The organism is Paraburkholderia acidipaludis NBRC 101816 (genome assembly GCF_000684975.1).
GTDB lineage: Bacteria > Pseudomonadota > Gammaproteobacteria > Burkholderiales > Burkholderiaceae > Paraburkholderia > Paraburkholderia acidipaludis.
This window is the reverse complement of record NZ_BAXZ01000035.1, coordinates 37,514-59,418: the sequence shown is the minus strand read 5'-3', so window position 1 is coordinate 59,418 and position 21,905 is coordinate 37,514. Positions and strand designations below refer to the sequence as shown.

The window sequence follows — 21,905 nt, the reverse complement described above, 5'->3', positions numbered from 1 at the left end:
TTACGACCGCGGCGCCTCGCCGCCTCCATCCCCTGAACACGCCCGGCGCCGCGATGGCGGCCCGCGCGGTTCCCCCTGTCCCGGGAGCAGCAAACCATGGATTCGATCATTCTCGACCTCGGCAGCGACATCAAAGGCGAGTGCACGCTGGAGGGCTACACGGACAAGATCGAGTTGATGTCCTATAGCCACAACGTGGCCATGCAGGTGACCAACGACGTCAGCAACTCGGAGCGCACCTCGGGCAAGCCCCACATCGGCGAATTCACCGTCACGAAGTTCGTGGACGTCGCCACGCCCACGCTCAACGAGTACTGCTGCGGCGGCAAGGCCATTGCTTCGGCGTCCGTCGTAGTAGGCCGCAATGCCGCCGAAAGCGACGGCAAGATCATGCCTTTCATCACCTATACCCTCGACAATGTCGTGCTGAGCAACGTGAGCGTGTCGGGCGGCGCGGGCGGCAAGCCGGTGGAGACACTTTCGCTGAACTTCACGAAGATCAAGTGGGAACTGACCTCGCAGAAGGACGACGGCTCCAAGGAAGGCACGGCCGCCTCGACATGGGATCTCGCCGCGAACAAGGTGGTGAAGGGGAGCTGAGGCAGCGCGCGCCGCCCATGCCGAACGACCGCCCCGCCATACTGATCGCGCCCATGCCGCTCTTCGAGCGGCTCGCCGACGAGGCCCCTTTCGAGCTCGAAGAGCGCGGCAGCGAACTCGCCGCGCGCATGCTCGACGCGGCGGGCTTGCGCGCTTCCGTGCGCGCCGAGCTGCTGCGATTGCTGAACACCCGCCGCGGCACGCCGCGCGTGCCGCGTGCGCCGGAAGTGCTGCTTTATGGCCTGCCCGACTGGAGCGCGCAGAGCGCCGCGCGCGCGGAGGACCGGGCCGTGATCGAACGCGAGGTGGCCGAGGTCGTCCGCGCCTTCGAGCCGCGCCTGCAAGGGCCGCGCGTGAAAATCGAAGCCGACGAAGGCGCGCCCTGGCGCCTGTGCCTGCGCATCATGGGCACGCTGCGCGGCAACGACGGCGTCGAGCATCCCGTCACCTATATCGCCGGCCTGGACGGCGAAACGCAGTCGATCGGGATCGTCGATGAACGACTCGCTTGACCCGCAACTGCTCGACTACTACCAGCGCGAGCTGACCTGGCTGCGCCGCGCGAGCGAGAGCTTCGCCGAACGCTATCCGAAGATCGCGCGCCGGCTCGAACTCGGCCCCGGCGAGAGCGCCGACCCGCACGTCGAACGTCTGATCGAAAGTTTCGCTGTGCTATCGGCTCGCATCCAGCGCACGCTCGACGACGAATACTCCACCCTCACCGACGGCCTGCTCGAACAGTTCTACCCGTACGCTTCGCGCCCGGTGCCGTCCATGACGATCGTGCAGTTCGAGCCGGACCCGACGCAAGGCAGCATCGCCACGGGCTATCGCGTGCCGCGCGGCACGCCGCTCCTGCACGTGGATGCGAGCGGCACGACGATCCACTGGCGCACGAGCGCCGAGGTCACGCTCTGGCCGCTCGCCTTCGACGAAGCCCGGCTGCTGGACGCGGAAGAGGCCCAGGCCCTCACTGGCGATGCATCGTTACAGTCGGCATTGCGCCTCACGCTGCGCGGCATCGGCCCGCACGCGCTGCGTGCGCTGCCGATCGAGCGTCTGCGCGTGCGGCTCGCAGGGTCGCCCGTCACGGTCGCGGCGCTCTACGATCTGCTGGGCGCCCGCAGCACCGCCGTGTGGCTGCAAACGGAAGACGGCACGTTGCACCGCCAGAGCGGCCTGCCGGCCCCCGTGGGCTTCGATGAGGACGAGGCGCTTCTGCCGCTCGAAGACGGCGCCCATCCGGCCTGCCGCCTGCTGGTGGAATACTTCGCATTCCCGGAGAAATTCGCCTTCTTCGACCTGCCCTTCAAGCCGCCGCCGGAAGCGGGCGAAGCGATCCATCTCGTCGTCGGCTTCACGGCGGGTCCGCGCGGCCGCTTCACGCTGCACCCTCACGATTTCGCCCTCGGCTGCGCCCCTGCGCTCAACCTGTTTGCCCGCACGTCGGAGCCGCTGCGGCCGGACGGCACGGCGCGCGAAATGCGCGTGAGTCCCGATGCCCACCGCGAATCGTGCACCGAGATCTACGCAGTGCGTAATGTCCGCATGGTGGCGGGACGCACCGTGACCGACGTGCCGCCCTGGTACGGAGCGCGCCACGGCGTGGCCTCGGATGTCTACTGGCACACCCGGCGCGTGAGCGGGCTGCACCCGTCGCGGCCCGGTAGCGATGTGATGCTCACGTTCGTGGACACGCGCTTCGACCCTGCCGTGCCCGCCATGCGCACGCTCACCGCCGACCTGCTCTGCACCAACCGGCACCTTGCGCACCGCCTCGCGCCCGGCGCCGCGCTCTCGTTCGAGGTGCCCGGCCCCGTGGCCAGCGTGCGACTCACGCACCGCCCCACGCGCCAGATCGTCGCCACGCTCGACGGCAGTTCGCGCTGGCGCCTCGTGTCCCAGCTCGTGCTGAACCACGTCTCGCTCGTGGAAGGCCCGGATGCCCTGCCGACGCTGCGCGAAATGCTCGTGCTGCACAATCTAGGCGACCATGCCCCGGCGCAACGCCAGATTGCCGGCATCAGCCGGATCTCGACGGAGCGCGTCGTGGCGCACGTCGGCGCCGATAGCTGGCGCGGCTGGCGCAACGGCCTTGGCGTGCGGCTCGAACTCGACGAAGCCGGCTTTGTCGGTGCGAGCCCGGTGCTGTTCTCCGGCGTGCTCGCGCATTTCTTTTCGCTCTACGCGAGCGTCAACCGTTTCGTGCAGACCTCGCTCGTATGCGACGGTCGGGAGATCCACACATGGCGGCCGATGACGGGCAGCCCGCTCGTACTCTGACCGAGCGGCTGTTCGAAGAGCCGCACGCGTTCGAATTCGCGCAGGCCGTGCGACTGCTCGAACTGCTGAGGCCGCACGCGCAAGCGCCAGGCACGGGGCTCGACCCGCGGCAGGAAGCGCTGGCGTTGAGCGGCACGCTCTCGCCCGCGTTTCCCGCCAGTGCGCTCGGGCCGCTGCGGCGCGCTTTGCCGCGCTCGCTCGCGCTCGAACCGGACCTGGGCCCAGGAGCAAGCCCTGACACGCGCGGTGAATCCGGCGCCAGGCCAGCCGGGCAGCCGCAACTCCAGGTCAATTCGTTCGCGCTGGGCGGGCCCGATGGCCCGCTGCCCGGCGCATGGCAGGAATGGCTGCAGGATCGTCTGCGCCGCAAAGACAGCGCAGCAACGGCGTTCCTCGATATTTTCCAGAACCGGCTGCTCGCGCTGCTCTATCACGCGCAGCGCAAATATCGCAGCGCCGAGCCGCTGCCCGCCGCGCGCACGCGGTCCGCCGATGTCGTGCTGCGCGCTATCACGGGGCTCGTCTGGGCCTCGCCGCCTGCGGTGGATAAAGCCGGGTTTGGCGACTCGCCCGACCTGCGCGCGCTGCTCGCGCGCGCAGGCCTCTTCGCGAACCGCCGCCGTTCGCTCGCCGGCTTCGACGTCATGGCGTTGCACCACTTCCGCGTGCCGGTGCGCTCCACGCCGTTCGCGGGCGGCTGGCAAACGCTGCCCGCGGCAAGCCGCACGGCCATCGGCACCGGGGGCCGCAATCGGCGAATCGGCGTGGATGCGGTCGCCGGCACGCGCATTTGGGACGAGCACCGCGGCATTCGGGTGTGCCTCGGTCCGCTCAACCGCGAGCAGTACGAAGCGTTTCTGCCCGGCGCCCCGGCCTACGCGGCGCTGAACGCGCTGGCCGCCGCCTGGTTCGGCTCGGAGTTGCAGGTGCATCTCGAACTGCAGATTCCGGCGGGCGAGCTTCAGCGCGCGTGCCTGTCGCGCCGTGCCCCGCTGCGGCTAGGCTGGACCGCCTGGTCCGGCGCCGCCCAAACGGCGCCGGCGCGCCTCACGCGCCTTGCGCCGCGCGACGCCGCCCAGCCGGACCCGGCGTTTGCCGCTGCGCCCGCGCCGTGACGCTCGATCTCAAGTCCCTCGTCGCGCGCCTGGAGCGCGAGCCGCGCGAGGCGCTGGAACGCGCGGCGCAGCAGTGCCTGCGCGAAGCGCATTTCGTGGTCGAAGTCGAGCACTGGCTGCTTGCGCTCGTCGAAACGGAGGGCGGCGACCTCGCGTGCGTCCTGCCTCACTTCGGCGTGGAGCGCACGGCCGTTTCCACCGAGATCCGGGCGGCCCTTGCTCGCTTCAAGCGCGGCAATCCGGGCATGCCGTCGTTTTCGCCCGAGCTGCTCGTGTGGCTCCAGGACGCGCTCGTGCAATCCACCGTGGTGCTCCAGCAGCCGCGCGTGCGCGCCGCGACGCTACTCATCGCACTCCTTGAAAACGATGCGCTGCGCGCGCGAGCGGCCCATTGCTCGCCTTCGCTAATGCGCGTGGCGAGCGCCGCGCTGCGCGCCAACTTTACGGTCTGGCTCGCCCCCATCGAGACGCCTTCCCCTACCGTGCCGCCCGTCGTCGCGGACGAAGGCACCGCGCTCAGCGAGTTGGGACCCGACCTCGCCGCCCCCGAGCCGGCGCCGGCCATGCTCGACCAGTACACGCTCGACCTGACCGCCGAGGCGAGAGCGGGACGCATCGACCCGATCGTGGGCCGCAATGCCGAAATTCGCCAGGCCGTGGACATCCTGCTGCGGCGCCGGCAGAACAATCCCTTGCTCGTCGGCGCCCCCGGCGTGGGCAAAACGGCTGTCGTCGAAGGCCTCGCGCTGCGGATCGCCGCGGGCGACGTGCCGCCTCCGCTCGCGGACGTTTCGCTGCGCATGCTCGACCTCGCACTGCTGCAGGCGGGCGCGGGCCTGAAAGGCGAATTCGAACGGCGCCTGCGCGCGGTGATCGACGAAGCGCGGCGCTCGCCGCGCCCGGTCGTGCTCTTTATCGACGAAGCACACACGATGATCGGCGCGGGCGGCGCCGAAGGCGGCAGCGACGCGGCGAACCTGCTGAAGCCGGCCCTTGCGCGCGGCGAACTGCGCACGATCGCGGCGACCACCTGGCTCGAATACAAGAAGTACTTCGAACGCGATCCGGCGCTCGCGCGGCGCTTCCAGCTCGTGCAGATCGAAGCGCCCGACGAGCCCACCGCCATCGCGATGCTGCGCGCGCTCGCGCCGAAATTCGAGGCCCATCACAACGTAACGATCCTCGACGCGGCCATTGTGGATGCGGTGAAGCTCTCGCATCGCTACATCTCCGCGCGCCAGTTGCCCGACAAGGCAATCGCCGTGCTCGACACCGCGTGCGCACGCGTCGCGCTCGCCCAGCACGATACGCCGCCGCAGCTCGAAGCGGCACGACACCGGCAACGCGCGCTCGACGACGAATTGCTGCGCCTGCGCACGGAAATGCTGATGGGCGGCAATCACACCCTGCGGCTCGCCACGCTCGAAACCGAACACGCCCGCAACGCCGCGCTCGTTCAGGAGCTCGAAGCGCGCTGGCGCGACGAGGCAGCCACCGTGCGGGAAATTCTGGCGCTGCGCGGGCGCATTGCCGCGCTCGACGTACAGCCGCGCGACGAGACCACAGCCGGTGCAACCACGGAGAGCGACGCGGCCGAAACCGTTGCCGACCCGCGCGAAGACCTCGCCGCCGAACTGGCGCGCCTCGAAAGCGGTCTCGAAGCCATCCGCGAAGACGATCCCATGGTGCCCGTCTGTGTCGATTCCAAGTCCATCGCGGCCGTGATCGCGAGCTGGACCGGCATTCCCGTCGGCAAGATGCTCGCCGACGAAGTGCATGCCGTGCGCACGCTCAAGGGCCGCCTCGCCCAGCGCATCGTCGGCCAGGACGCCGCGCTCGAACGCATCGCGAAGCGCATCCAGGCCTGGCGCGCGGGGCTCGCCGATCCCTTGCGCCCCGTGGGCGTTTTTCTGCTCGTCGGCCCCACCGGCGTCGGCAAGACCGAGACGGCCTATGCGCTCGCCGACGCGCTATACGGCGGCGAGCGCAATCTCATCGTGATCGATCTCGCGGCCTATCAGGAGGCGCACGCCGTCTCGCAGTTGCGCGGCGCGCCGCCCGGCTACGTGGGCTACGCGAGCGGCGGCACGCTGACCGAAGCCGTGCGCCGGCGCCCCTATAGCGTCGTGCTGCTCGACGAAATCGAAAAGGCTCACGCCGACGTGCTGGAGGCGTTTTACAACGTTTTCGACAAGGGCGTGATGGAGGACGGCACCGGGCTCGTGGTGGATTTTCGCAACACCGTGATACTCGCCACCAGCAACGTGGGCGCGGAACTGCTGCTCAATACGCCCGCCGCGGCGCTCGCTTCGGACGCCTTTGCGCGGCGGCTTCACGAAGCGCTGCAACAGGTCTTTCGCCCGGCCTTTCTCGCACGCATGACGGCCGTGCCCTACGCGGCGCTCGACGATGCGGTGCTGCGCGCCATCATCGAGAAGAAACTCGAACAACTGCGCGCGCGCTATCGCGACGCCACGGGCAAGCAGTTCGCGTTCGACGAAGGCATCATCGACGCCGTGCTCGCGCGCTGCCGCGCCGCCGGAGCACGGGAGATCGACAACGTGCTCATGAACGAACTGGTCGGCACGCTCGCCCAGTGGGCCCTCGAATAACCCCTAACCCCACCCTTCTCCGGCGCCGCCCGACTCCGCGATGAACCGTCCCGTTTCCGCCGATACGAACGCACGCATCAGCCTGACCGGCTCCGCTTTCAGTGCGATCTTTCCCAACCGCCTCGAAGCCCGCGAGGCGCTGGACACGCCCGCCACGCTGAGCCTGCTTGCGCAGGGCGGCTTGCCGGCCGTCGCGCCCGCTACGATGACGGGCAACCATGCAACCCTCTCGCTCGCGTGGGGCGACACGCCCCGTCTCATCGACGCGGTCTGCACGCGCGCCGCCATGCTGCCTTCGACCATCGACGCGAGCCACTTCGCACTGGAACTGCGCTCGTGGCCCTGGCTGCTTACGCTCTCGTACAACAATCGCATCTTCCAGGGCAAGACGGCCCAACAGATCATCGAGGCCGTGTTCGCCGGCCACCAGCTCACCGACTACTCGTTTTCGCTGACCGGCACGGCCGCGACGCGCGAATGGTGCGTGCAGTACGCCGAGTCCGACTTCGCATTCGTGAGCCGCCTGTGCGAAGAGGAAGGCTGGTTCTATTTCTTCCGTCACGCGTCAGGCAGCCATACGCTCGTGATCGCGGACAGCAACGACGCCTTCGCGACGCTGCCCGGCAATGCTACGTTGTCCTGCGCGCCCGGCACCAGCGCGGCGCGCGAGATGGCGCAGATTCTTTACTGCGAGGTCGTGGAAGAGACCGCCGCCGGTCTCTTCGCCCATAGCGACTACGCATGGCAGACGCCGTCCGCCCAGTTGTACTCGCAGGCCCAAGCGGTGTCGAACGGCTACACCGTCTACGAATATCCGGGGCGCTACACCACGAGTGACAGCGCCTCCGCGCTCGCGAAACAGCGAGTGGACGCCTTGCGCACGCCGACGCGCCAGCTCGTGGGCGAGAGCGACTGCCGCGCGCTCACGCCGGGCTACCGCTTCACGCTGGCAGACCACGAAGACGCCAGTGCGAACATCGAATGGGTCGTGCGCAGCGTGGTGCACGAAGCCGATCACAACCGCTATCGCAACCGCTTCGAAGCGTTCCCGGCCGCGACCACCTGGCGTCCCGCGCGTATCACGCGCCGCCCGGTCATGCCCACGCAAACGGCGACGGTGGTCGGCAAAAGCGGCGAGGAACTGTGGACCGACCAGTATGGCCGCGTGAAAGTCCAGTTCCATTGGGACCGCGACGGCCAGAACGACGAACAGAGCTCGTGCTGGATACGGGTTGCGCAGCCCTGGGCCAGCAAGCGGTTCGGCATGCAGTTCATGCCGCGCGTGGGCGACGAAGTCGTGGTGAGCTTCGTCGACGCCGACCCCGACCGCCCGCTCATCACCGGCAGCGTCTACAACGGCGCCAATCTGCCGCCCTATACCCTGCCCGACAACCAGACGCAGTCCGGCATCAAGTCGAACACGTCCAAGGGCGGCGGCGGTTTCAACGAGTTGCGCTTCGAAGACAAGCAGGATAGCGAAGAAGTTTTTCTGCAGGCCCAGAAAGACCTGAACGCGAACGTGCTGAACGATGCCGCGTGGACGATCGGCCACGACGAAACGAGCACGATCAAGAACGCACGCACGCATACGGTGAAGGAAGGCGACGACACGCTGACCGTCGAACAGGGCAATCGCAGCATGACCGTGAAAACCGGCGACGAGACCGTCGACGTCAAGGGCGCGCGTACCGTGAAGGCCGGCGGCAACGAAACGCGCACGGTGGGCGGCGACCTCGCGCAGACTGTCACGGGCAACATGACGCTCACGGTGGACGGCAATCTGACCATCAAGGTAAGCGGCACGCTCACGCTGCAAAGCGGCGGCAACCTGAGCGCGAAGAGCGACGGATCGATCACCCATCAAGCGGCGATGTCGCTGACGAATCAGGCCGGAACGTCGCTCACGAACAAGTCGGACGGCACGCTTTCGAACGAGGCGCAAAGCGTGACGAACAAGGGCGCGGTCGAGCAGACCGTGGACGGCGGCGGCATGCTGACCGTCAAGGGCGGCATCGTGAAGATCAACTGATTGGGGGCACGCCTCATGGCTGCGCAACCTGTCCGCAACGTGACGATCGAGCGCGGCGACTCGCGCATCGACGGCACGACGCTCGCCGGCGAATTGCACGGCACAACGCGCGTGCTGACCGGCGGCATACCGGTAGCAGTACTGAGCTATGCGCACGGGGTCTTGCACGGCCCCGCGACGATGATGTACCCGGACGGCAGCCGCTCGGCGCAGTTGAACTACCAGAGCGGCAAGCTGCACGGCAAGGCGGTGTATTACCAGCCGGACGGTTCGGTACAGCGCGAGGCCAACTATGCGAACGGCCTCTTGCATGGCGAATGCAAAACGCGGCTGCCCGACGGCACGGTGCTGGAGCAGGCCACCTACCGTCAAGGCAAGCTGCAAGGCGTTCTGCAGCGCTTCCATCCCAACGGCCGTCTTGCGGAGCGCCAGGCGTACAACGCGGGCAAGCCGGCCGAACCCGTTCGGCGCTATGCGAGCGACGGGCGGCCGCTCGACGCGAACGGCAAGCCCGTCGCGCGCTGGAAGCACTGGTGGCAAGGCTTGTCGGGAAAGCCGACGGAAGCCGAAGCATGAGGCGCCGGTCACGACAACCGTGCCCCGGCGAATCAGGATCAGGGAATGAGCGTAGTGACCTGCCCCGGCTGCGTGACCTTGATGACGCCGCCCCAGATGCACATCAGCGTGCCTTGCGCGTCGAGCGCGGGCATCGAGCCAACCAGTACCGTGGCGCCGCCGCCGGGCAGCCACGGTGCAGGCGTGGCGGGCACGCACGGCATCGGCGTGAACACGCCGAGCGCGGCCGCGGTGGCGGCGATGACCGTCGGGTTGGCAGGGCTTTGGCATAACGCGAACGGCGCGATGTTGACGATCGGGATCGAATCGGCAATCGTCGCGGCCGGCACGCCGCCGACCAGCGTGCGATTGACGGGCAGCACGTTCAGCACCGCGGGTGCGCCGCCGAACGAACATTGCAGGGTGGCACCCGCGCAGACCTGTGGGCTCGACATGGTGCGTCTCCTGTCGTGGTGAGCGAGTGCGCGCTTGCAACGAAGCGGCATCAAAAAAGAAGCGATGGTAGACGAGGCTAACAGGTAATGCGCCTGGCGGTAAGACTCGCGGCTTGCGGCGGAACCCACTCAAGATTAATCAGTCGCGGCCGTTATCAGAAATTGGCAACCCCGGAGCGATCCGGCTACGCAAAGCTATAGGGACTCCAGACATTTTGGAGTCAGCCAGTTACCCGCTCGGTTTCCGATTCCCTGCGGGCCAATCAACCCGGGCCCCGTGCCCGTTGAAAGGCAAACATGAAAAAAAACAGCATCGGTACGACCACGGAGTCGGCCGCCAAGGCTGCGTTTACCCACGTCAGTCACGGCGCCCGCACCTTCGGCACAGCGCTCCTGTTAGCCGGCACGCTGGCCATGAGCGGACCGGCCCACGCACAATCGGCGAAGAAACTCGAACTCGTCGTGCCGGCCTACTTCGACGCGCAAAGCGATCCGGCGGACTGGAATGCGCTTGCGACTTCAGCCGCAAGCGCCCCCACCACGGCAATCCTCAATCCGGACAACGGCCCCGGCAAGAAAGCCGATTCGGCTTATTTCGCGGCCATCGCGAAGGTGCACGCGGCGGGCGGCAAGGTGATCGGCTATGTCTCGACGAAATACGGCAAGCGGGCGCTCTCGGCCGTGGTGCAGGACATCAATCTTTATACGCAGATGTATCAGGTGGATGGATTCTTCATCGACGAGATGACCGCCGATAGCAAAACGGCCCACGTCCAGTTCTATCAGTCGATCTACAACTACATCAAGGGGCTTTCAGCGAACTACCAGGTGACGGGCAATCCGGGCACCAACGTTCCCGAGATTTACGCAAGCCTGCCGGTGGCCGACCAGCTCGTCGTATTCGAAGACAACGCCAAGGCCTATACGAAGTTCAAGGCGTCCGCCTGGCAGGCGAGCTATCCGGTCAGCCGCTTCGTGCACATGGTGTACAACGTGCCGGCGGCTTCGCTCCCCGGCGTCGCGCAATTCGCCGCCGCGAATGGCGCAGGCGGCATCTACGTAACCTCTTTGACGCTGCCGAATCCGTACAAAAAGCTGCCGTCCTACTGGGCCGCCGAAACCTCGGACGCCGCCGCCGGCCGATAAGCGCTGTAGGGAAAGCCGCTCCAACATTGCCGAATATTTAAAAACCCGGCGCAAATCATGGGTATCGGCTGTCGGAAATTCACAACACGAAAAAGCAGGGTTTCCCCTTAAATATCGGGGCTTCGCGGCGCGCAGATCGACTTCTGTGGCGGCCGCAGCCCCGAATTGCAGGGATAGCGCGCTCGCGGCAGGGAAATTTGTCATTTTTATGACGCGGCCGCATATAGAAACCTCGATGACAATTTTGCAATGTTCACGCTATAGCATCACGTCGAAACCTTACACTTCAACCCGCAGGAAATTGGCAGACGAATTTGCCGAACAAACCTGCCGAACAAACCGTAAGGGGTTAAGTGATGAAGATTCGATATATTGCCGCCGCCGCGGCAATGCTTGTGGCCGGCGTGGCGCACGCGCAAAGCAGCGTTACGCTGTTCGGCGTGCTGGATACCGGTATCGTTTACCAAAACGACGCACGTAAGTCGGCGTCGAGCGCAACCTCGCCGGGCGCGAGCCTCTGGTCGATGCAAAGCGGCAACGTCTTTACGTCGCGCTGGGGTCTGCGTGGCACGGAAGATCTGGGCGGCGGCCTGAGTGCGGTCTTCTGGCTCGAAAGCGGTATCAACGTCGATACGGGCGCACTGAAGAACGGCGGCGACCTGTTCGGCCGTCAGGCATGGGTGGGTCTGCGCTCGGACCAGTACGGTACGCTGACGCTGGGTCGTCAATACGACTTCATGGTCGACTACGTCGCACCGCTTAGCGCGACCGGTTCGGGCTTCGGCGGCAACCTTGCATCACACGTGTACGACAACGACAACCTGAACAACGACATGCGTCTGAACAACTCTGTCAAGTTCAGCAGCGTCTCGTACGACGGTTTCAAGGCCGGCGCGATGTATGCCTTCTCGGGCGCGGCAGGCCAGTTTGCGAACAACAGCGCCTACAGCTTGGGCGCCGGCTACTCGTATGGCCCGTTCAATGTTGCAGCCGCCTACGTGCAGCTCAATCGCACGGCGCAGCCCGCTTCGGCCAATGCGACTGGCGCTGTGAGCACGGGTGACGGCGACGCGCTGACCACCGGCGGCGATCAGCAGATCTATGGCGTCGGCGCGCAGTACAAGCTCGGTGCTTCGTCGATCGGTGTCCTGTGGACGCACTCGGTCACGTACAACGTGACCGGTATCTGGCAAGGCGGCAGCACGTCGACGGGCGCACTGGGCGGCCAGTACGTCAAGTTCGACAACTTCGAAATCAACGGCCGTTACTTCCTCCGTCCCGACCTGACGCTGGGTGCTGCGTACACGTACACGACCGGCGGCTTCGGTGGCGCGTCGAAGGGCTACGCGTCGGCTTCGCCGCACTGGAACCAGGTGATGGCTCAGGTCGATTACCTGCTGTCGAAGCGCACGGACATCTACCTCGAAGGCGTCTACCAGAAGGTTAGCGGCGGCAACAACAACGGCGCGTTCGACGCCAGCATCTACAGCCTCGACCCGTCCTCGGGCGATGAGCAGGTGGTCGTTGGTGTTGGCCTGAAGCACCGCTTCTGATCCAACGAGTGCGAGCAGCGCTGCCCCGGCTTCCGGCCGGGGCAGCCGGCAGCGCCGTTTCGGCTGCCGCGCAGGCTGCTCGCATTTTTTTTGCGCATTTTTCTCGCTTACCGACTTCCGCGCATCGACGACTACGAAAGCGGCAGGTTATGCCGCGGCTGCGTCAGCATCGTCGGCTTGAGTATGTCTTCGAGTTGAGCCCGGGTGAGCAGCCCTCTCTCGACGACGATTTCCGCGACGCTTCTTCCTGATACCAGCGCTTCCTGCGCCACCTGTGTGGCATTCGTATAACCGATGTACGGGTTCAGCGCGGTCACGATGCCGATCGAATTTTCAACGAGCGAGCGAAGCCTGTCGCGATTCGCCGTGATCCCGTCGACACACTTCGACGCGAGGGTCAGGCATCCCGCACGCAGGTGCGCAACGCTCTTGAACAGGCTGTGCGCAATCACGGGCTCGAACGCGTTCAATTGCAATTGCCCGGCCTCCGCCGCGAAGCTGACCGTCACGTCATTGCCGATGACTTCGAACGCGATCTGATTCACGACCTCCGGAATCACAGGGTTGACCTTGCCCGGCATGATGCTGGAGCCCGCCTGCATGGGCGGCAGATTGATTTCGCCAAGGCCCGCGCGCGGGCCGCTCGAAAGCAGCCGAAGGTCGTTGCAGGTCTTAGATAGCTTGACCGCCACACGCTTCAGGACTCCCGACAGTTGCACGAACGAGCCGACGTCCTGCGTCGCCTCCACGAGATTGGGCGATGTCGTCACGGGAATACCGGTCACGCCGGCCAGATGGCGGCAGGCGAGCGCCGCATAGTCGGGCGACGTGTTGATGCCGGTACCGATCGCGGTGGCGCCCAGGTTGATTTCGCAAATCAACATCGAGGCTTCCCTGAGACGTTCCTGATCCTCGTCGAGCATCACCGCAAAGGTGCTGAACTCCTGCCCCAAGGTCATGGGGACCGCGTCCTGCAACTGCGTTCGCCCCATCTTCAGATCGTCGCGAAACTCCTCCGCCTTCCTCTCGAACGATACGCGCAAGACGCCCATCGCATCGACCAGTTGCGCGATGCCCATGTAAGTGGCGATTTTCAACGCGGTCGGATAGACGTCGTTGGTGCTTTGCCCCAGATTCACATCCTCGTTCGGGTGCAGCACCGCGTAGTCCCCTCGCTCGTGACCAAGATGTTCGAGGGCGAGATTCGCGATCACCTCGTTCGCATTCATGTTGGTCGACGTGCCGGCCCCGCCCTGAATCACGTCGACGACGAACTGGTCGTGGGCAATCCCCTCGCGAATCTGCCGGCACGCGTGAACAATGGCCTTCATCTTGTGCTCGGGCAGCAGTCCTAACTCATGGTTCGCCAGCGCCGCGGCCTCTTTCACATACGCCAATGCGTTGATCAGATTCGGGTAGGTCGAGATCGGAATGCCGGTGATCGGGAAATTGGTGAGCGCGCGAAGCGTGTGGACCCCGTAATAGGCTTCGTTGGGGACGGCGAGGTCGCCAAGAAGGTCGTGTTCGATACGTTCAGAGCGGCTGGACATAGCTTTGCTCCATTGGAGAGTTTTCGGATCAACCGGTGGCGGCGTCCGCCGACAATGCATAAGCAATGCACCGTCGAGCAAGAACGTCTGTGGGATCGACCAGCCTGACACGAGCGCCGCTCTTGCCCACGAATTCACTCCCGGTCAAAAGGAGCGGGAGTTCAGTACACCCAAGGACGACGACTTCAACGCCTTCGGCAATCAGCCCTTCCATGGCGGCGGCAATGTCTTCCTGACACTGCCCTGTCGTCAATCCCGCCTTGACGCCATGCTTTCCGTAGATGGATTCCATCACGCGCGCCTGCAGCGCCGGAGTGGGCACAACCTGACGAAGACCTTGCGATTCGAGCGCCTTTCGATAGACACCGCTCTCGATCGTACCCGATGTCGCCAGCACGCCGACATCACGAAGCGCCGGATACGTCTCGCGCAGGTAGCCAACCGTGACGGTCAACATGTTCACGATCGGAATGTTGAGGTAAGGCTGGATACGCTCGACAAACGCATGAGCAGTGTTGCACGGAATCGCGATGATGTCCGCGTCGCCGTCTTCGAGCCTCTTGCAGGTCGCATACAGCGAGACCGTGGGGTCGGCGCCGTCGCCAATCAGATTTTCGGTGCGATCCGGGATCTGCGGATTTTGTTCGACCAGCAGCTTGATGTGATCCTGATCGCGCGCGGCCGGCGTATTGCGGACAATCTTCTGCAGAAAATCGACCGTCGCCGCCGGGCCGACCCCACCCACGACCCCCACCTTGAAGGCGTGCGCCGGCGAACCGTATCCGCCGGATACCACGTACTGCGCATACGCCAGGTTGGTATCGACGAGCGGCACGCTCAGCGGGCCGATTTCATCCGCAACCAGTGCGATTTCGGTCATGCCGGGCACGATCACCTGGGCGCCCTGCCCGATCAGATCCTGGCAGGCCGCGCGCAATAGCTCGAGCGGACGGCCGCGCAGGTTCCCGCTCTTGATGCCGTCCGATCCATAGACGGCCTCCGTTACCGGATCGAAGCGCGCGTGGCATCGGGGGTGGATCACTTCGAACTCGGGGGACGCAAAGTAATGTTCGAACAGGCGCTTTTCCCGCGTGTAGTCCGAGGCCAGCACGCCGATGCGGCTTGCGGCGGGGAACTTGCGCCGAACATGGCTGCGAACCGCCTCGACCATGTCCACGATCTGCAGGCTCGTGTTCGCGCGCAGTTCGTCGATAAAGGTGTGGCTGAGAAAACACGGCAGCACGACCGTCGTGACACCGCGCTTCTCGAAGTCCCGGATCATCTCGAAGATATACAGCTTCCGCTCAATCGTGGCGGCGCTTCCCGAACCCGAGCTGGGAAAGGGGGACTGCTGAAAGATGGCGTCGAAGTGTTCGGCATCGGTCGATGCGGGCGTCGCCTTCACCAGCTTGAAGAAAACGTCTGCGCTTGCCAGTGGCCCCAGGCCGCCGACAATACCGAATTTTTGCTTGTGGCCGACAATGCCGGAAGTCATTTTGCTCCACCTTGCGCCGGGCCGAAAATCTGTTCGTCATCCTCAATGAAGTCGGAGGCGTTGCTGCTCTGGCGAGCGCCTTCCCACTTCGCGATCACAGCGGTCGCCACGCTGTTGCCGATCACATTGGTCATCGTGCGGCCCATGTCGAGAATCTGGTCGATCGCGAGCACCATGGCCACCCCTTCTACCGGCAAATGGAACATCGGCGCGACCGCCGCGACCACCACCACCGAGCCGCGCGGCACGCTGGCCATGCCCTTGCTGCTCAGCATCAGCACGAGCAGCATGAAGAATTGCTGCGAGAGCGGCATGTTCACCCCGAACGCCTGGGCGATAAAGATGGCCGCAAACGCCTGATACATCATCGAGCCGTCCAGATTGAACGCATAGCCCAACGGAAGCGTGAAACCGACCACTTTCTTGTCGACCCCGTAGCGCTCCAGCTGCTCGGTCAGCCGCGGATAAGCCGCCTCGCTGCTCGCCGTCGCGAACGCGATCATCGCCGGTTCGCGCACTGCCTTGAGCAAGGCGCCGACGCTACGGCCGAGGAACAGATAGCCGACGAAAACCAGAATCGCCCACAGCACGATCAGCCCAACATAGAAGGAGCCGATCAGCTTGCCATAGGTATAGATGACATCGAGGCCGCGCAGCGTCACCGCCGAAGCAATTGCGCCGAACACGCCGAACGGCGCCGCGCGCATGACATAGTTCGTCACGCGCAGCATGACGGGCACCATGCCGTCGATCATCCCGATGACGACCTTGACGCGCGGATCCCGTTTCGTCGCGCTCAACCCCAGGCCGAGGAAGACGGAAAAGACCAGGATCTGCAGGATGTCGTTGCGCGCCATGGCGTCCAGCAGGCTGGTCGGAAAAGCGTGGGTCAAGACGTCCTTGAAGTTCAAGGCCGAGGTATTCAGGCCGGTGTCGACCTCGCCGGTACCCGCGACCATGTGCAGGCCCGCGCCCGGCTGCAGGAGATTCGCGAAGACGAGGCCCACCGTGAGCGAGATCAGCGACGCGCAAACGAACCAGCCTACCGAGCGCAAGCCGATGCGGCCCACGTCCTGGCCGCTGTCCATGCCCGCGAGTCCCGAGACCAGCGTGACGAACACCAGCGGCGCGATGATCATCTTGATGAGGCGCAGGAAGATGTCCGTCAAGATCGAGAAGTAGCCTGCGATGGCTTTGGCGGTGGCCGGATCGGACGTGCTGGCGTGGCACGCGTAGCCCACGACGACGCCCAGTATCATTCCAACGGCAATATAAACAGTGAGGCGATTTTTCATGTCCGTCTGTCCTTGAGTGACGCTACGCGGTCAAGATACGACCGCCATGCGTGAAGAGACGCCTCGCGCGAGATCGACTGCGCCTCGGTCGAGCGTTAACACGCATGGTAGGCAGGCGCACGGCCACGATGATGCCGGTGTGGCATGTGCGTATTCGTATTTCGCATAAGACGGGAAAACCCTAGGCGCCGGACTGTAGTACCGCACGACAATGCTGCCAGAGCGTATCGAGAAACTCGCTACGGTTGGACGTGTCGCGGTAGACACGAAGCTCGACGTCCAGATTCCAGGCCGACGGACCCGCGGGCACCAGTTCCCCCGCATCCAGTTCCGCGGCAATCGCGCTCTTTGGCAGCCACGCCATGCCCTCGCCTTCCATGACCATTTTCTTGAGAACCTCGGCCATGTCCGACTCGTAGTGAAGCAATAACGCCGGCGCAGACGGAGCCCGCCCGAGGAGCAGCGCAAGGCAGCGCCCGAAATAACTCGTCTCCGTATAGGAAATGTGAGGCAACGGCTGCTTTGCCGTTCCTGGCAGCCGATACATTGGCTCGGAACGTCTGTTTGGCCTGCTGGCCGGCATCAGTGTGTCGATACCCACCGTGAGGTGCTCATACTTCGCGGGGTCGAGATGCAAAGGCAGTTCGGGATGGTGATAAGCGAACATCAATTCGCAATTGCCGTTCACGAGCATCAGAATCGAGTCGTGCACATTGGTCGGCACCACGCGCGCGCGCACGTCCCCGAAGTGGGCGGAAAGCGCCTTGAGCCAGGCGGGCAGGAAATTCAGCGCGATGGTGTGGCCAGCCGCAATCTGGAGGCTCTTGCCGCCAATCCGTTTTTCAGTCCTGATGATCGCGCGTGTGTCGAAGAGCCGGTTCAGAATATCTTCGGCGGCTTCGCGGAATAGTTGACCTGCGGGTGTCAATACGGGCGGGAAGCTGCTGCGATCGATCAACTCCGCCCCAACCCATTGCTCCAGCGACTGAATCCGCCGGCTGAACCCGGACTGGGTCACATTGCGGAACTCGGCCGCGCGCGAAAAGCTCTGGTATTGAGCAAGGGCGATGAAGTCCTCGACCCACTTGATTTCCATACTTAGGGCCCGCCTTGTGCGACCGTGAAAGGGACATGAAACAGCGTTTGCAGGAGACTCCGATCTTACGCCGCTGCCGTTGCGGTTGCGCCGGGTCGCTCGCAGGCCGCGCCCGTGACGGCATGGACGCGAATTGTGGAATCGCGCCCGCATCGACTGATTGCGGGCGCGATTCTCAGCGGCCTGAGTCCGTACTTCGATTAGTACGTGTCAGCAAATGCTGCCTGCACCTGGGCGGGTGACGTGATCCCATTGGCGATCAGCAGTTGCGTCAGCAAACGCGCCTTTTCGGGGTTGAGGTCGAGAGACGCGACAAACCCGCTCTTGTCGTCGTCGACTTCGACGTTGCGGTTCACGAAACCCGACCCAACCCGCGACGACCGAACGACAACGACGCCCATTTTCGCGGCGCGCTGCATGGCGAGCATGGCGGCATTGGAAACGTCGCCATCGCCGACTCCGGCGATCACGATGCCCTTCGCCTTGTCCGCGATTGCATGATCGATCTGCACGGCGTCCATATTGCTGTGCGCGAAGACAATCTCGACCCGCGGCAATTGTCCGTCGGCGGGCAGCGTGTACGGAGCCCGGCGAGCCGCGAGAACGGGCGTCACGAAGCGTATCGACGCCGGATCCACGTAACCGATCGGCCCGGCGTTGGGAGACAGAAACGTCTGAACCGAAGTGGTATTGGTTTTGGTTATCCAACGCGGATCATGAATCGTATCGTTCATGACCACCATCACGCCACGCCCCTGCGATTGCGGACTGGCGGCGACCTCGACGGCTTCGAGGAGATTATTCGGACCGTCCGCACTGATGACGCCGCCCGGCCGCATCGATCCCACGAGAACGACCGGCTTGCCGGAATGGATCACGTTCTTCAGAAAGAATGCGGTCTCCTCCATGGTGTCCGTGCCGTGCGTGATCACGACACCGTCCGCCTCGTTGCGATCGAAGATCTCGTTGATGCGCCTCGCCAGCTGGAACCAGACCTTGTCGTTCATGTCTTGCGAGCCGATATTCGAAATCTGCTCCGCCGAAATCGTGGCGAACTTCTCGATGCCCGGCACGTCCCTGACCAACTGTTGCCCGGTTCGCTCACCGGAGTTGTAGCCGATAGCCGAGCGCGCATCGGCCGTTCCGGAGATCGTGCCTCCGGTGGCCAGCACGATGACGCGCGGCAGCTGCTTTGCCTGACCGGCAACGCTCGCCTGTTGATCGGGGCTGGTATCCGCCGCTGCGGCAGACGTGGCGTGCAGCGGAAGGGCAATGAACATCGCCAGTGCCACCGCAATGGTCGTACGAAACGGGACTGAAACGGAGTGCGTGAGTTTTTTCATGATCGTGTACAAATGGAAGAGACCTTTGACGGAAGGAACGGCAAATTCACCGGCTCATAGCGGACGATCCAACGACCCCGGAATCGGGTGGTAGCGGCATTGATCACGCCCCGCACCGGAGTCAGATCGGATGGTAGAAGCGGTCAAAAAAAGGACAATGCGGTGATGGCATGTCTGTATGCGAATCTCGCATAACATGGGAAAACCCTGGGCGGACGGGTGTGTGCGGAGGTAGAAACGGAAAGGCCTGCATAATATGCACATGCAAGTCCAAGACCTTGAACGCCTTGTCACCCTCGCCATGCCCTTCGGCAAATACAAGGGCCGGCTCATCGCCGACCTGCCCGGGCATTACCTCAACTGGTTCGCCCGTGAAGGATTCCCGCGCGGCGAGCTCGGCCGGCTGCTCGCGCTGATGCACGAGATGGACCATAACGGGTTGAGGGGGCTGCTTGAGCCGCTGCGCAAGCGGGGGTAGGTCCAGGCCGATACCATTGGTACGGTGTGCCAATCAGGTCGCGTTAGCCGCCGCGCGTCCTTCGTTAGCGGTCGTTCGTACCCATGCGGCAAGAAACCCCGCGACTTTCTCCTCAATACCACTCTCGACAGTGCGCAGGCGCAGGATGGGAAGACCGCTCTTCGCCAGGATGCTGTTCTTCAAGGCATCTCGTGCCGCTTGCTCCGGTCTGTCATGGGAGCCGCCGTCGACTTCGATTACCCCCAACGGGGTTTTACCCACTTTGAAATACAGCACGAAATCGCAACTGGCCCGGTTGCGCATGAATGCCAGTTCTCGCGCCGTCAAGGCCGGATTAGTCGATGAGGCGACCTGGTCCAGCGTGATCTGGGCATGGAAGGTTATGGCCTGACACGACGCATCGGACAGCGCCTCGCGGAGCACTTGTGCCACAATCTGCTCCGATTTGTACTGCGAATCTTCGGGCCGTAACCTGGCATTCAGCCGCGCCAGGGATTGGTCATATTCCTTGTACAGCAGGTCGAAGGCCGACACCACGGGTGCACGCACGATCTGCTCGTCCTGCGCGTAATACTCGACGTAGCGCATCAAGGCCGCGACGTGGCCGTTGTTCGCGGTGAAAACCTCATCGCCCGTCACCAAAGTGAACCGGCTCTTGGCCCGCGACACCGCCACATTGACCATACGGGGATCATCGACGAAATCCAGCCGCTCCTGGTTGTAGCGCTTCTTGTCCAATACGGTGGAGAAGACAATCTCGTCGCATTCCCGGCCCTGGAACTTGTGCACGGTGTCCTTGACGAAGTCCGCTGGCAAGTGCGTGCCGGAGAGCGTGACCTGCGCTCTGAAGGGGGCGATGAAGCCTCGGCCGTCGCCGTCCAGCCCGACAGGCTCGCCCTCGTCTTCAAGCACCTTGCGCAACGAGTCCAGTTCCCTAAGATTGGTGTTCTTGCGGGCGTGCGAATTTTTTCCCGGATGGGAAATAACACGTCAGTTGCAGGGTTTCATATCTTTTGCTCCACTTAATCTCCCAATCGCTGATCTTTGTCGTCTTTTCCTCTACACCTACATGAATAGAAACCATAAGTCCTTTATTCGTGCTCGAACGACATGTTGCCGCCAATCTTTGCGAGAGTATCGGCCGGCCGCTCACCGCCGGGTTCCGTGGTTCAAGTTCGCCGATTCCGCAAAATCGCCTCCAGTTCGGAGTCGTTCTTCTGCCCGCGCAAGAAGCGACGACACGCCGCGACAGCTACCACGGCGACGATCGGCGCAATAACCCACTTATTCAAATGAAGCGCGGCGCTGAGGAGCACCCCAAGGCCGATGAAAATTGGAATCGAAAATAGCGCGTCGGAAGCGGTTGAATCGGTCGATATAAAATCCCCGGACACGGGATCAATCCATGCAACCAGAGTGCTTTTATCGGAACTTGTGAATGCGCCAACGGTGTCTTTACCCGAAAGGGGTTTAACAACGCCACGCACATCCAGCGTATAGACTGTTGAGCCATCGACATGCAGGCTCAACGTGGTGTAGCCGCGCATTCTCTGGCAGTAGTAAACGTCCAGATCATCAATCGGCATGACTGTGAGGCTCTTCGCTTCTAGCATTTCAGCTGCTTCCGGATGACATTGGATACCCCGTCCGCATCCGGACATAGAGCGATCACACCGACTCAACGGCAGCCAGGCGCGAAACTTGAGGGATTGACTGGACGACTGCTTTCAGAACGTCATCGACATTCGAGTGTCTGAGCGAACCATATCCGATAGATGACGCAGGTTTGCCGCGATCCGCCCTACAGGTTGAAGCCAGGCGTTCACAAATGCGCCGCATTATGCGATGTGCATGAACCAACACTGAAGAAACACTCGCCATTCCAGATAGCGGCCATTCAATACCTGTTGCGTGCGCGTTTACCCTGCTAAATCTCGCGCGGAAAGCGGCAGTTCATTACCGAAATATCAGATTTGCCAACAACAGGCCAACAAATGCCACACCGCCTGCCACAGAGGCCGACATAATTATCGATAGCCCGCTGGTTAGGGGATGCGTGCAAATACTCGCTGCGAAGATAAAAGCTACGGTGAATAGAACGCGATAAAGCTTGAGAACAGTGACTGGCACAGCGACTCCCGGATAGTCGAAATTTCAGGTTTGCCACTCCTTTAATCAGGTTGTATTGTCAACTATTCGGGTGACTCTGTCGAACGTTTCAAATTGGCCCACTCTGCTTTTCGTTTGAACCTATGTGATCATGCGCAGGGCATTTATGCAAAAGGCATTAAGCAACCCGA

Annotated in this window: 18 protein-coding genes and 1 riboswitch; of the genes, 10 read left to right on the top strand and 8 right to left on the bottom strand. The window is 63.6% G+C overall.

What is annotated here, in order from left to right; genetic code table 11:
* Positions 1-96 precede the first annotated feature (96 nt).
* From BAC01S_RS28290 to BAC01S_RS28260, 7 genes are read left to right on the top strand one after another with little or no spacing between them, the layout of a single operon-like run.
* Complete coding sequence (locus BAC01S_RS28290; RefSeq protein WP_027797774.1) at positions 97-600, top strand: Hcp family type VI secretion system effector; 504 nt, start codon at positions 97-99, stop codon at positions 598-600.
* 17 nt (positions 601-617) lie between these two features.
* Entirely contained in the window at positions 618-1,112 is a 495-nt protein-coding gene (gene tssE / locus BAC01S_RS32975; protein ID WP_043203993.1) for a type VI secretion system baseplate subunit TssE, read from the top strand.
* Positions 1,096-2,883 (top strand): type VI secretion system baseplate subunit TssF, encoded by a 1,788-nt coding sequence (tssF, locus tag BAC01S_RS28280; RefSeq protein ID WP_027797773.1) that lies wholly within the window; start codon positions 1,096-1,098, stop codon positions 2,881-2,883. Before tssE ends, tssF begins: the two co-directional genes overlap by 17 nt.
* Positions 2,847-3,998: a type VI secretion system baseplate subunit TssG gene (gene tssG / locus BAC01S_RS32970; protein ID WP_043203990.1), complete on the top strand. Its 1,152-nt coding sequence runs from the start codon at positions 2,847-2,849 to the stop codon at positions 3,996-3,998. Before tssF ends, tssG begins: the two co-directional genes overlap by 37 nt.
* Positions 3,995-6,610, top strand: coding sequence for a type VI secretion system ATPase TssH (gene tssH / locus BAC01S_RS28270; RefSeq protein ID WP_027797772.1), 2,616 nt, complete (start codon positions 3,995-3,997; stop codon positions 6,608-6,610). Before tssG ends, tssH begins: the two co-directional genes overlap by 4 nt.
* A gap of 40 nt (positions 6,611-6,650) precedes the next feature.
* Complete coding sequence (locus BAC01S_RS28265) at positions 6,651-8,639, top strand: type VI secretion system Vgr family protein (RefSeq protein ID WP_027797771.1); 1,989 nt, start codon at positions 6,651-6,653, stop codon at positions 8,637-8,639.
* 15 nt (positions 8,640-8,654) lie between these two features.
* Positions 8,655-9,215, top strand: a complete 561-nt coding sequence (locus tag BAC01S_RS28260) for a toxin-antitoxin system YwqK family antitoxin (protein WP_027797770.1) — start codon at positions 8,655-8,657, stop codon at positions 9,213-9,215.
* Between the two features lie 38 nt (positions 9,216-9,253).
* Here BAC01S_RS28260 and BAC01S_RS28255 read toward each other — a convergent pair whose 3' ends face one another.
* Positions 9,254-9,649: a DUF4280 domain-containing protein gene (locus BAC01S_RS28255; RefSeq protein WP_027797769.1), complete on the bottom strand. Its 396-nt coding sequence runs from the start codon at positions 9,647-9,649 to the stop codon at positions 9,254-9,256.
* Between the two features lie 154 nt (positions 9,650-9,803).
* A riboswitch (cyclic di-GMP riboswitch) is annotated at positions 9,804-9,886 on the top strand.
* A gap of 60 nt (positions 9,887-9,946) precedes the next feature.
* On the opposite strand from BAC01S_RS28255, the gene BAC01S_RS28250 reads away from it, so the two are divergent.
* The gene (locus tag BAC01S_RS28250) at positions 9,947-10,795 is read left to right on the top strand and encodes a spherulation-specific family 4 protein (RefSeq protein ID WP_084168952.1); all 849 of its coding nucleotides are present in this window, start codon (positions 9,947-9,949) and stop codon (positions 10,793-10,795) included.
* Between the two features lie 356 nt (positions 10,796-11,151).
* A complete protein-coding gene (locus BAC01S_RS28245; protein WP_043203988.1) occupies positions 11,152-12,348 on the top strand; it encodes a porin in 1,197 nt (398 codons plus the stop codon).
* Positions 12,349-12,479: 131 nt separating this feature from the next.
* Here BAC01S_RS28245 and aspA read toward each other — a convergent pair whose 3' ends face one another.
* The 5 genes from aspA to BAC01S_RS28220 form a co-directional block, all read right to left on the bottom strand.
* Entirely contained in the window at positions 12,480-13,898 is a 1,419-nt protein-coding gene (aspA, locus tag BAC01S_RS28240) for an aspartate ammonia-lyase (RefSeq protein WP_027797766.1), read from the bottom strand.
* Positions 13,899-13,926: 28 nt separating this feature from the next.
* Complete coding sequence (cuyB, locus tag BAC01S_RS28235; RefSeq protein ID WP_027797765.1) at positions 13,927-15,393, bottom strand: cysteate racemase; 1,467 nt, start codon at positions 15,391-15,393, stop codon at positions 13,927-13,929.
* A complete protein-coding gene (locus BAC01S_RS28230; protein WP_027797764.1) occupies positions 15,390-16,688 on the bottom strand; it encodes a dicarboxylate/amino acid:cation symporter in 1,299 nt (432 codons plus the stop codon). Before BAC01S_RS28230 ends, cuyB begins: the two co-directional genes overlap by 4 nt.
* Before the next feature lie 181 nt (positions 16,689-16,869).
* Positions 16,870-17,784 carry a LysR substrate-binding domain-containing protein gene (locus tag BAC01S_RS28225; RefSeq protein ID WP_027797763.1) on the bottom strand — a complete coding sequence of 305 codons (915 nt, stop codon included), beginning with the start codon at positions 17,782-17,784 and terminating at the stop codon, positions 16,870-16,872.
* A gap of 200 nt (positions 17,785-17,984) precedes the next feature.
* A complete protein-coding gene (locus tag BAC01S_RS28220) occupies positions 17,985-19,064 on the bottom strand; it encodes an asparaginase (RefSeq protein WP_156954566.1) in 1,080 nt (359 codons plus the stop codon).
* A gap of 325 nt (positions 19,065-19,389) precedes the next feature.
* Here BAC01S_RS28220 and BAC01S_RS28215 point away from each other — a divergent pair, with 325 nt between their 5' ends.
* The gene (locus BAC01S_RS28215; protein ID WP_027797761.1) at positions 19,390-19,605 is read left to right on the top strand and encodes a DUF3820 family protein; all 216 of its coding nucleotides are present in this window, start codon (positions 19,390-19,392) and stop codon (positions 19,603-19,605) included.
* A 33-nt stretch (positions 19,606-19,638) separates the two neighbouring features.
* Here BAC01S_RS28215 and BAC01S_RS28210 read toward each other — a convergent pair whose 3' ends face one another.
* The gene (locus tag BAC01S_RS28210) at positions 19,639-20,517 is read right to left on the bottom strand and encodes a DUF2726 domain-containing protein (protein WP_245616716.1); all 879 of its coding nucleotides are present in this window, start codon (positions 20,515-20,517) and stop codon (positions 19,639-19,641) included.
* A gap of 257 nt (positions 20,518-20,774) precedes the next feature.
* Entirely contained in the window at positions 20,775-21,218 is a 444-nt protein-coding gene (locus BAC01S_RS28205; RefSeq protein WP_027797759.1) for a hypothetical protein, read from the bottom strand.
* Between the last annotated feature and the right edge of the window lie 687 nt (positions 21,219-21,905).

Excerpts from the sequence above, each read along its gene's own strand:
- BAC01S_RS28290 (WP_027797774.1), top strand. The coding sequence starts at position 97 with ATGGATTCGATCATTCTCGACCTCGGCAGCGACATCAAAGGCGAGTGC.
- tssE (WP_043203993.1), top strand. The coding sequence starts at position 618 with ATGCCGAACGACCGCCCCGCCATACTGATCGCGCCCATGCCGCTCTTC.
- tssF (WP_027797773.1), top strand. The coding sequence starts at position 1,096 with ATGAACGACTCGCTTGACCCGCAACTGCTCGACTACTACCAGCGCGAG.
- tssG (WP_043203990.1), top strand. The coding sequence starts at position 2,847 with ATGGCGGCCGATGACGGGCAGCCCGCTCGTACTCTGACCGAGCGGCTG.
- BAC01S_RS28265 (WP_027797771.1), top strand. The coding sequence starts at position 6,651 with ATGAACCGTCCCGTTTCCGCCGATACGAACGCACGCATCAGCCTGACC.
- BAC01S_RS28260 (WP_027797770.1), top strand. The coding sequence starts at position 8,655 with ATGGCTGCGCAACCTGTCCGCAACGTGACGATCGAGCGCGGCGACTCG.
- BAC01S_RS28255 (WP_027797769.1), bottom strand. The coding sequence starts at position 9,649 with ATGTCGAGCCCACAGGTCTGCGCGGGTGCCACCCTGCAATGTTCGTTC.
- BAC01S_RS28250 (WP_084168952.1), top strand. The coding sequence starts at position 9,947 with ATGAAAAAAAACAGCATCGGTACGACCACGGAGTCGGCCGCCAAGGCT.
- BAC01S_RS28245 (WP_043203988.1), top strand. The coding sequence starts at position 11,152 with ATGAAGATTCGATATATTGCCGCCGCCGCGGCAATGCTTGTGGCCGGC.
- aspA (WP_027797766.1), bottom strand. The coding sequence starts at position 13,898 with ATGTCCAGCCGCTCTGAACGTATCGAACACGACCTTCTTGGCGACCTC.
- cuyB (WP_027797765.1), bottom strand. The coding sequence starts at position 15,393 with ATGACTTCCGGCATTGTCGGCCACAAGCAAAAATTCGGTATTGTCGGC.
- BAC01S_RS28230 (WP_027797764.1), bottom strand. The coding sequence starts at position 16,688 with ATGAAAAATCGCCTCACTGTTTATATTGCCGTTGGAATGATACTGGGC.
- BAC01S_RS28225 (WP_027797763.1), bottom strand. The coding sequence starts at position 17,784 with ATGGAAATCAAGTGGGTCGAGGACTTCATCGCCCTTGCTCAATACCAG.
- BAC01S_RS28220 (WP_156954566.1), bottom strand. The coding sequence starts at position 19,064 with ATGTTCATTGCCCTTCCGCTGCACGCCACGTCTGCCGCAGCGGCGGAT.
- BAC01S_RS28215 (WP_027797761.1), top strand. The coding sequence starts at position 19,390 with ATGCAAGTCCAAGACCTTGAACGCCTTGTCACCCTCGCCATGCCCTTC.
- BAC01S_RS28205 (WP_027797759.1), bottom strand. The coding sequence starts at position 21,218 with ATGCTAGAAGCGAAGAGCCTCACAGTCATGCCGATTGATGATCTGGAC.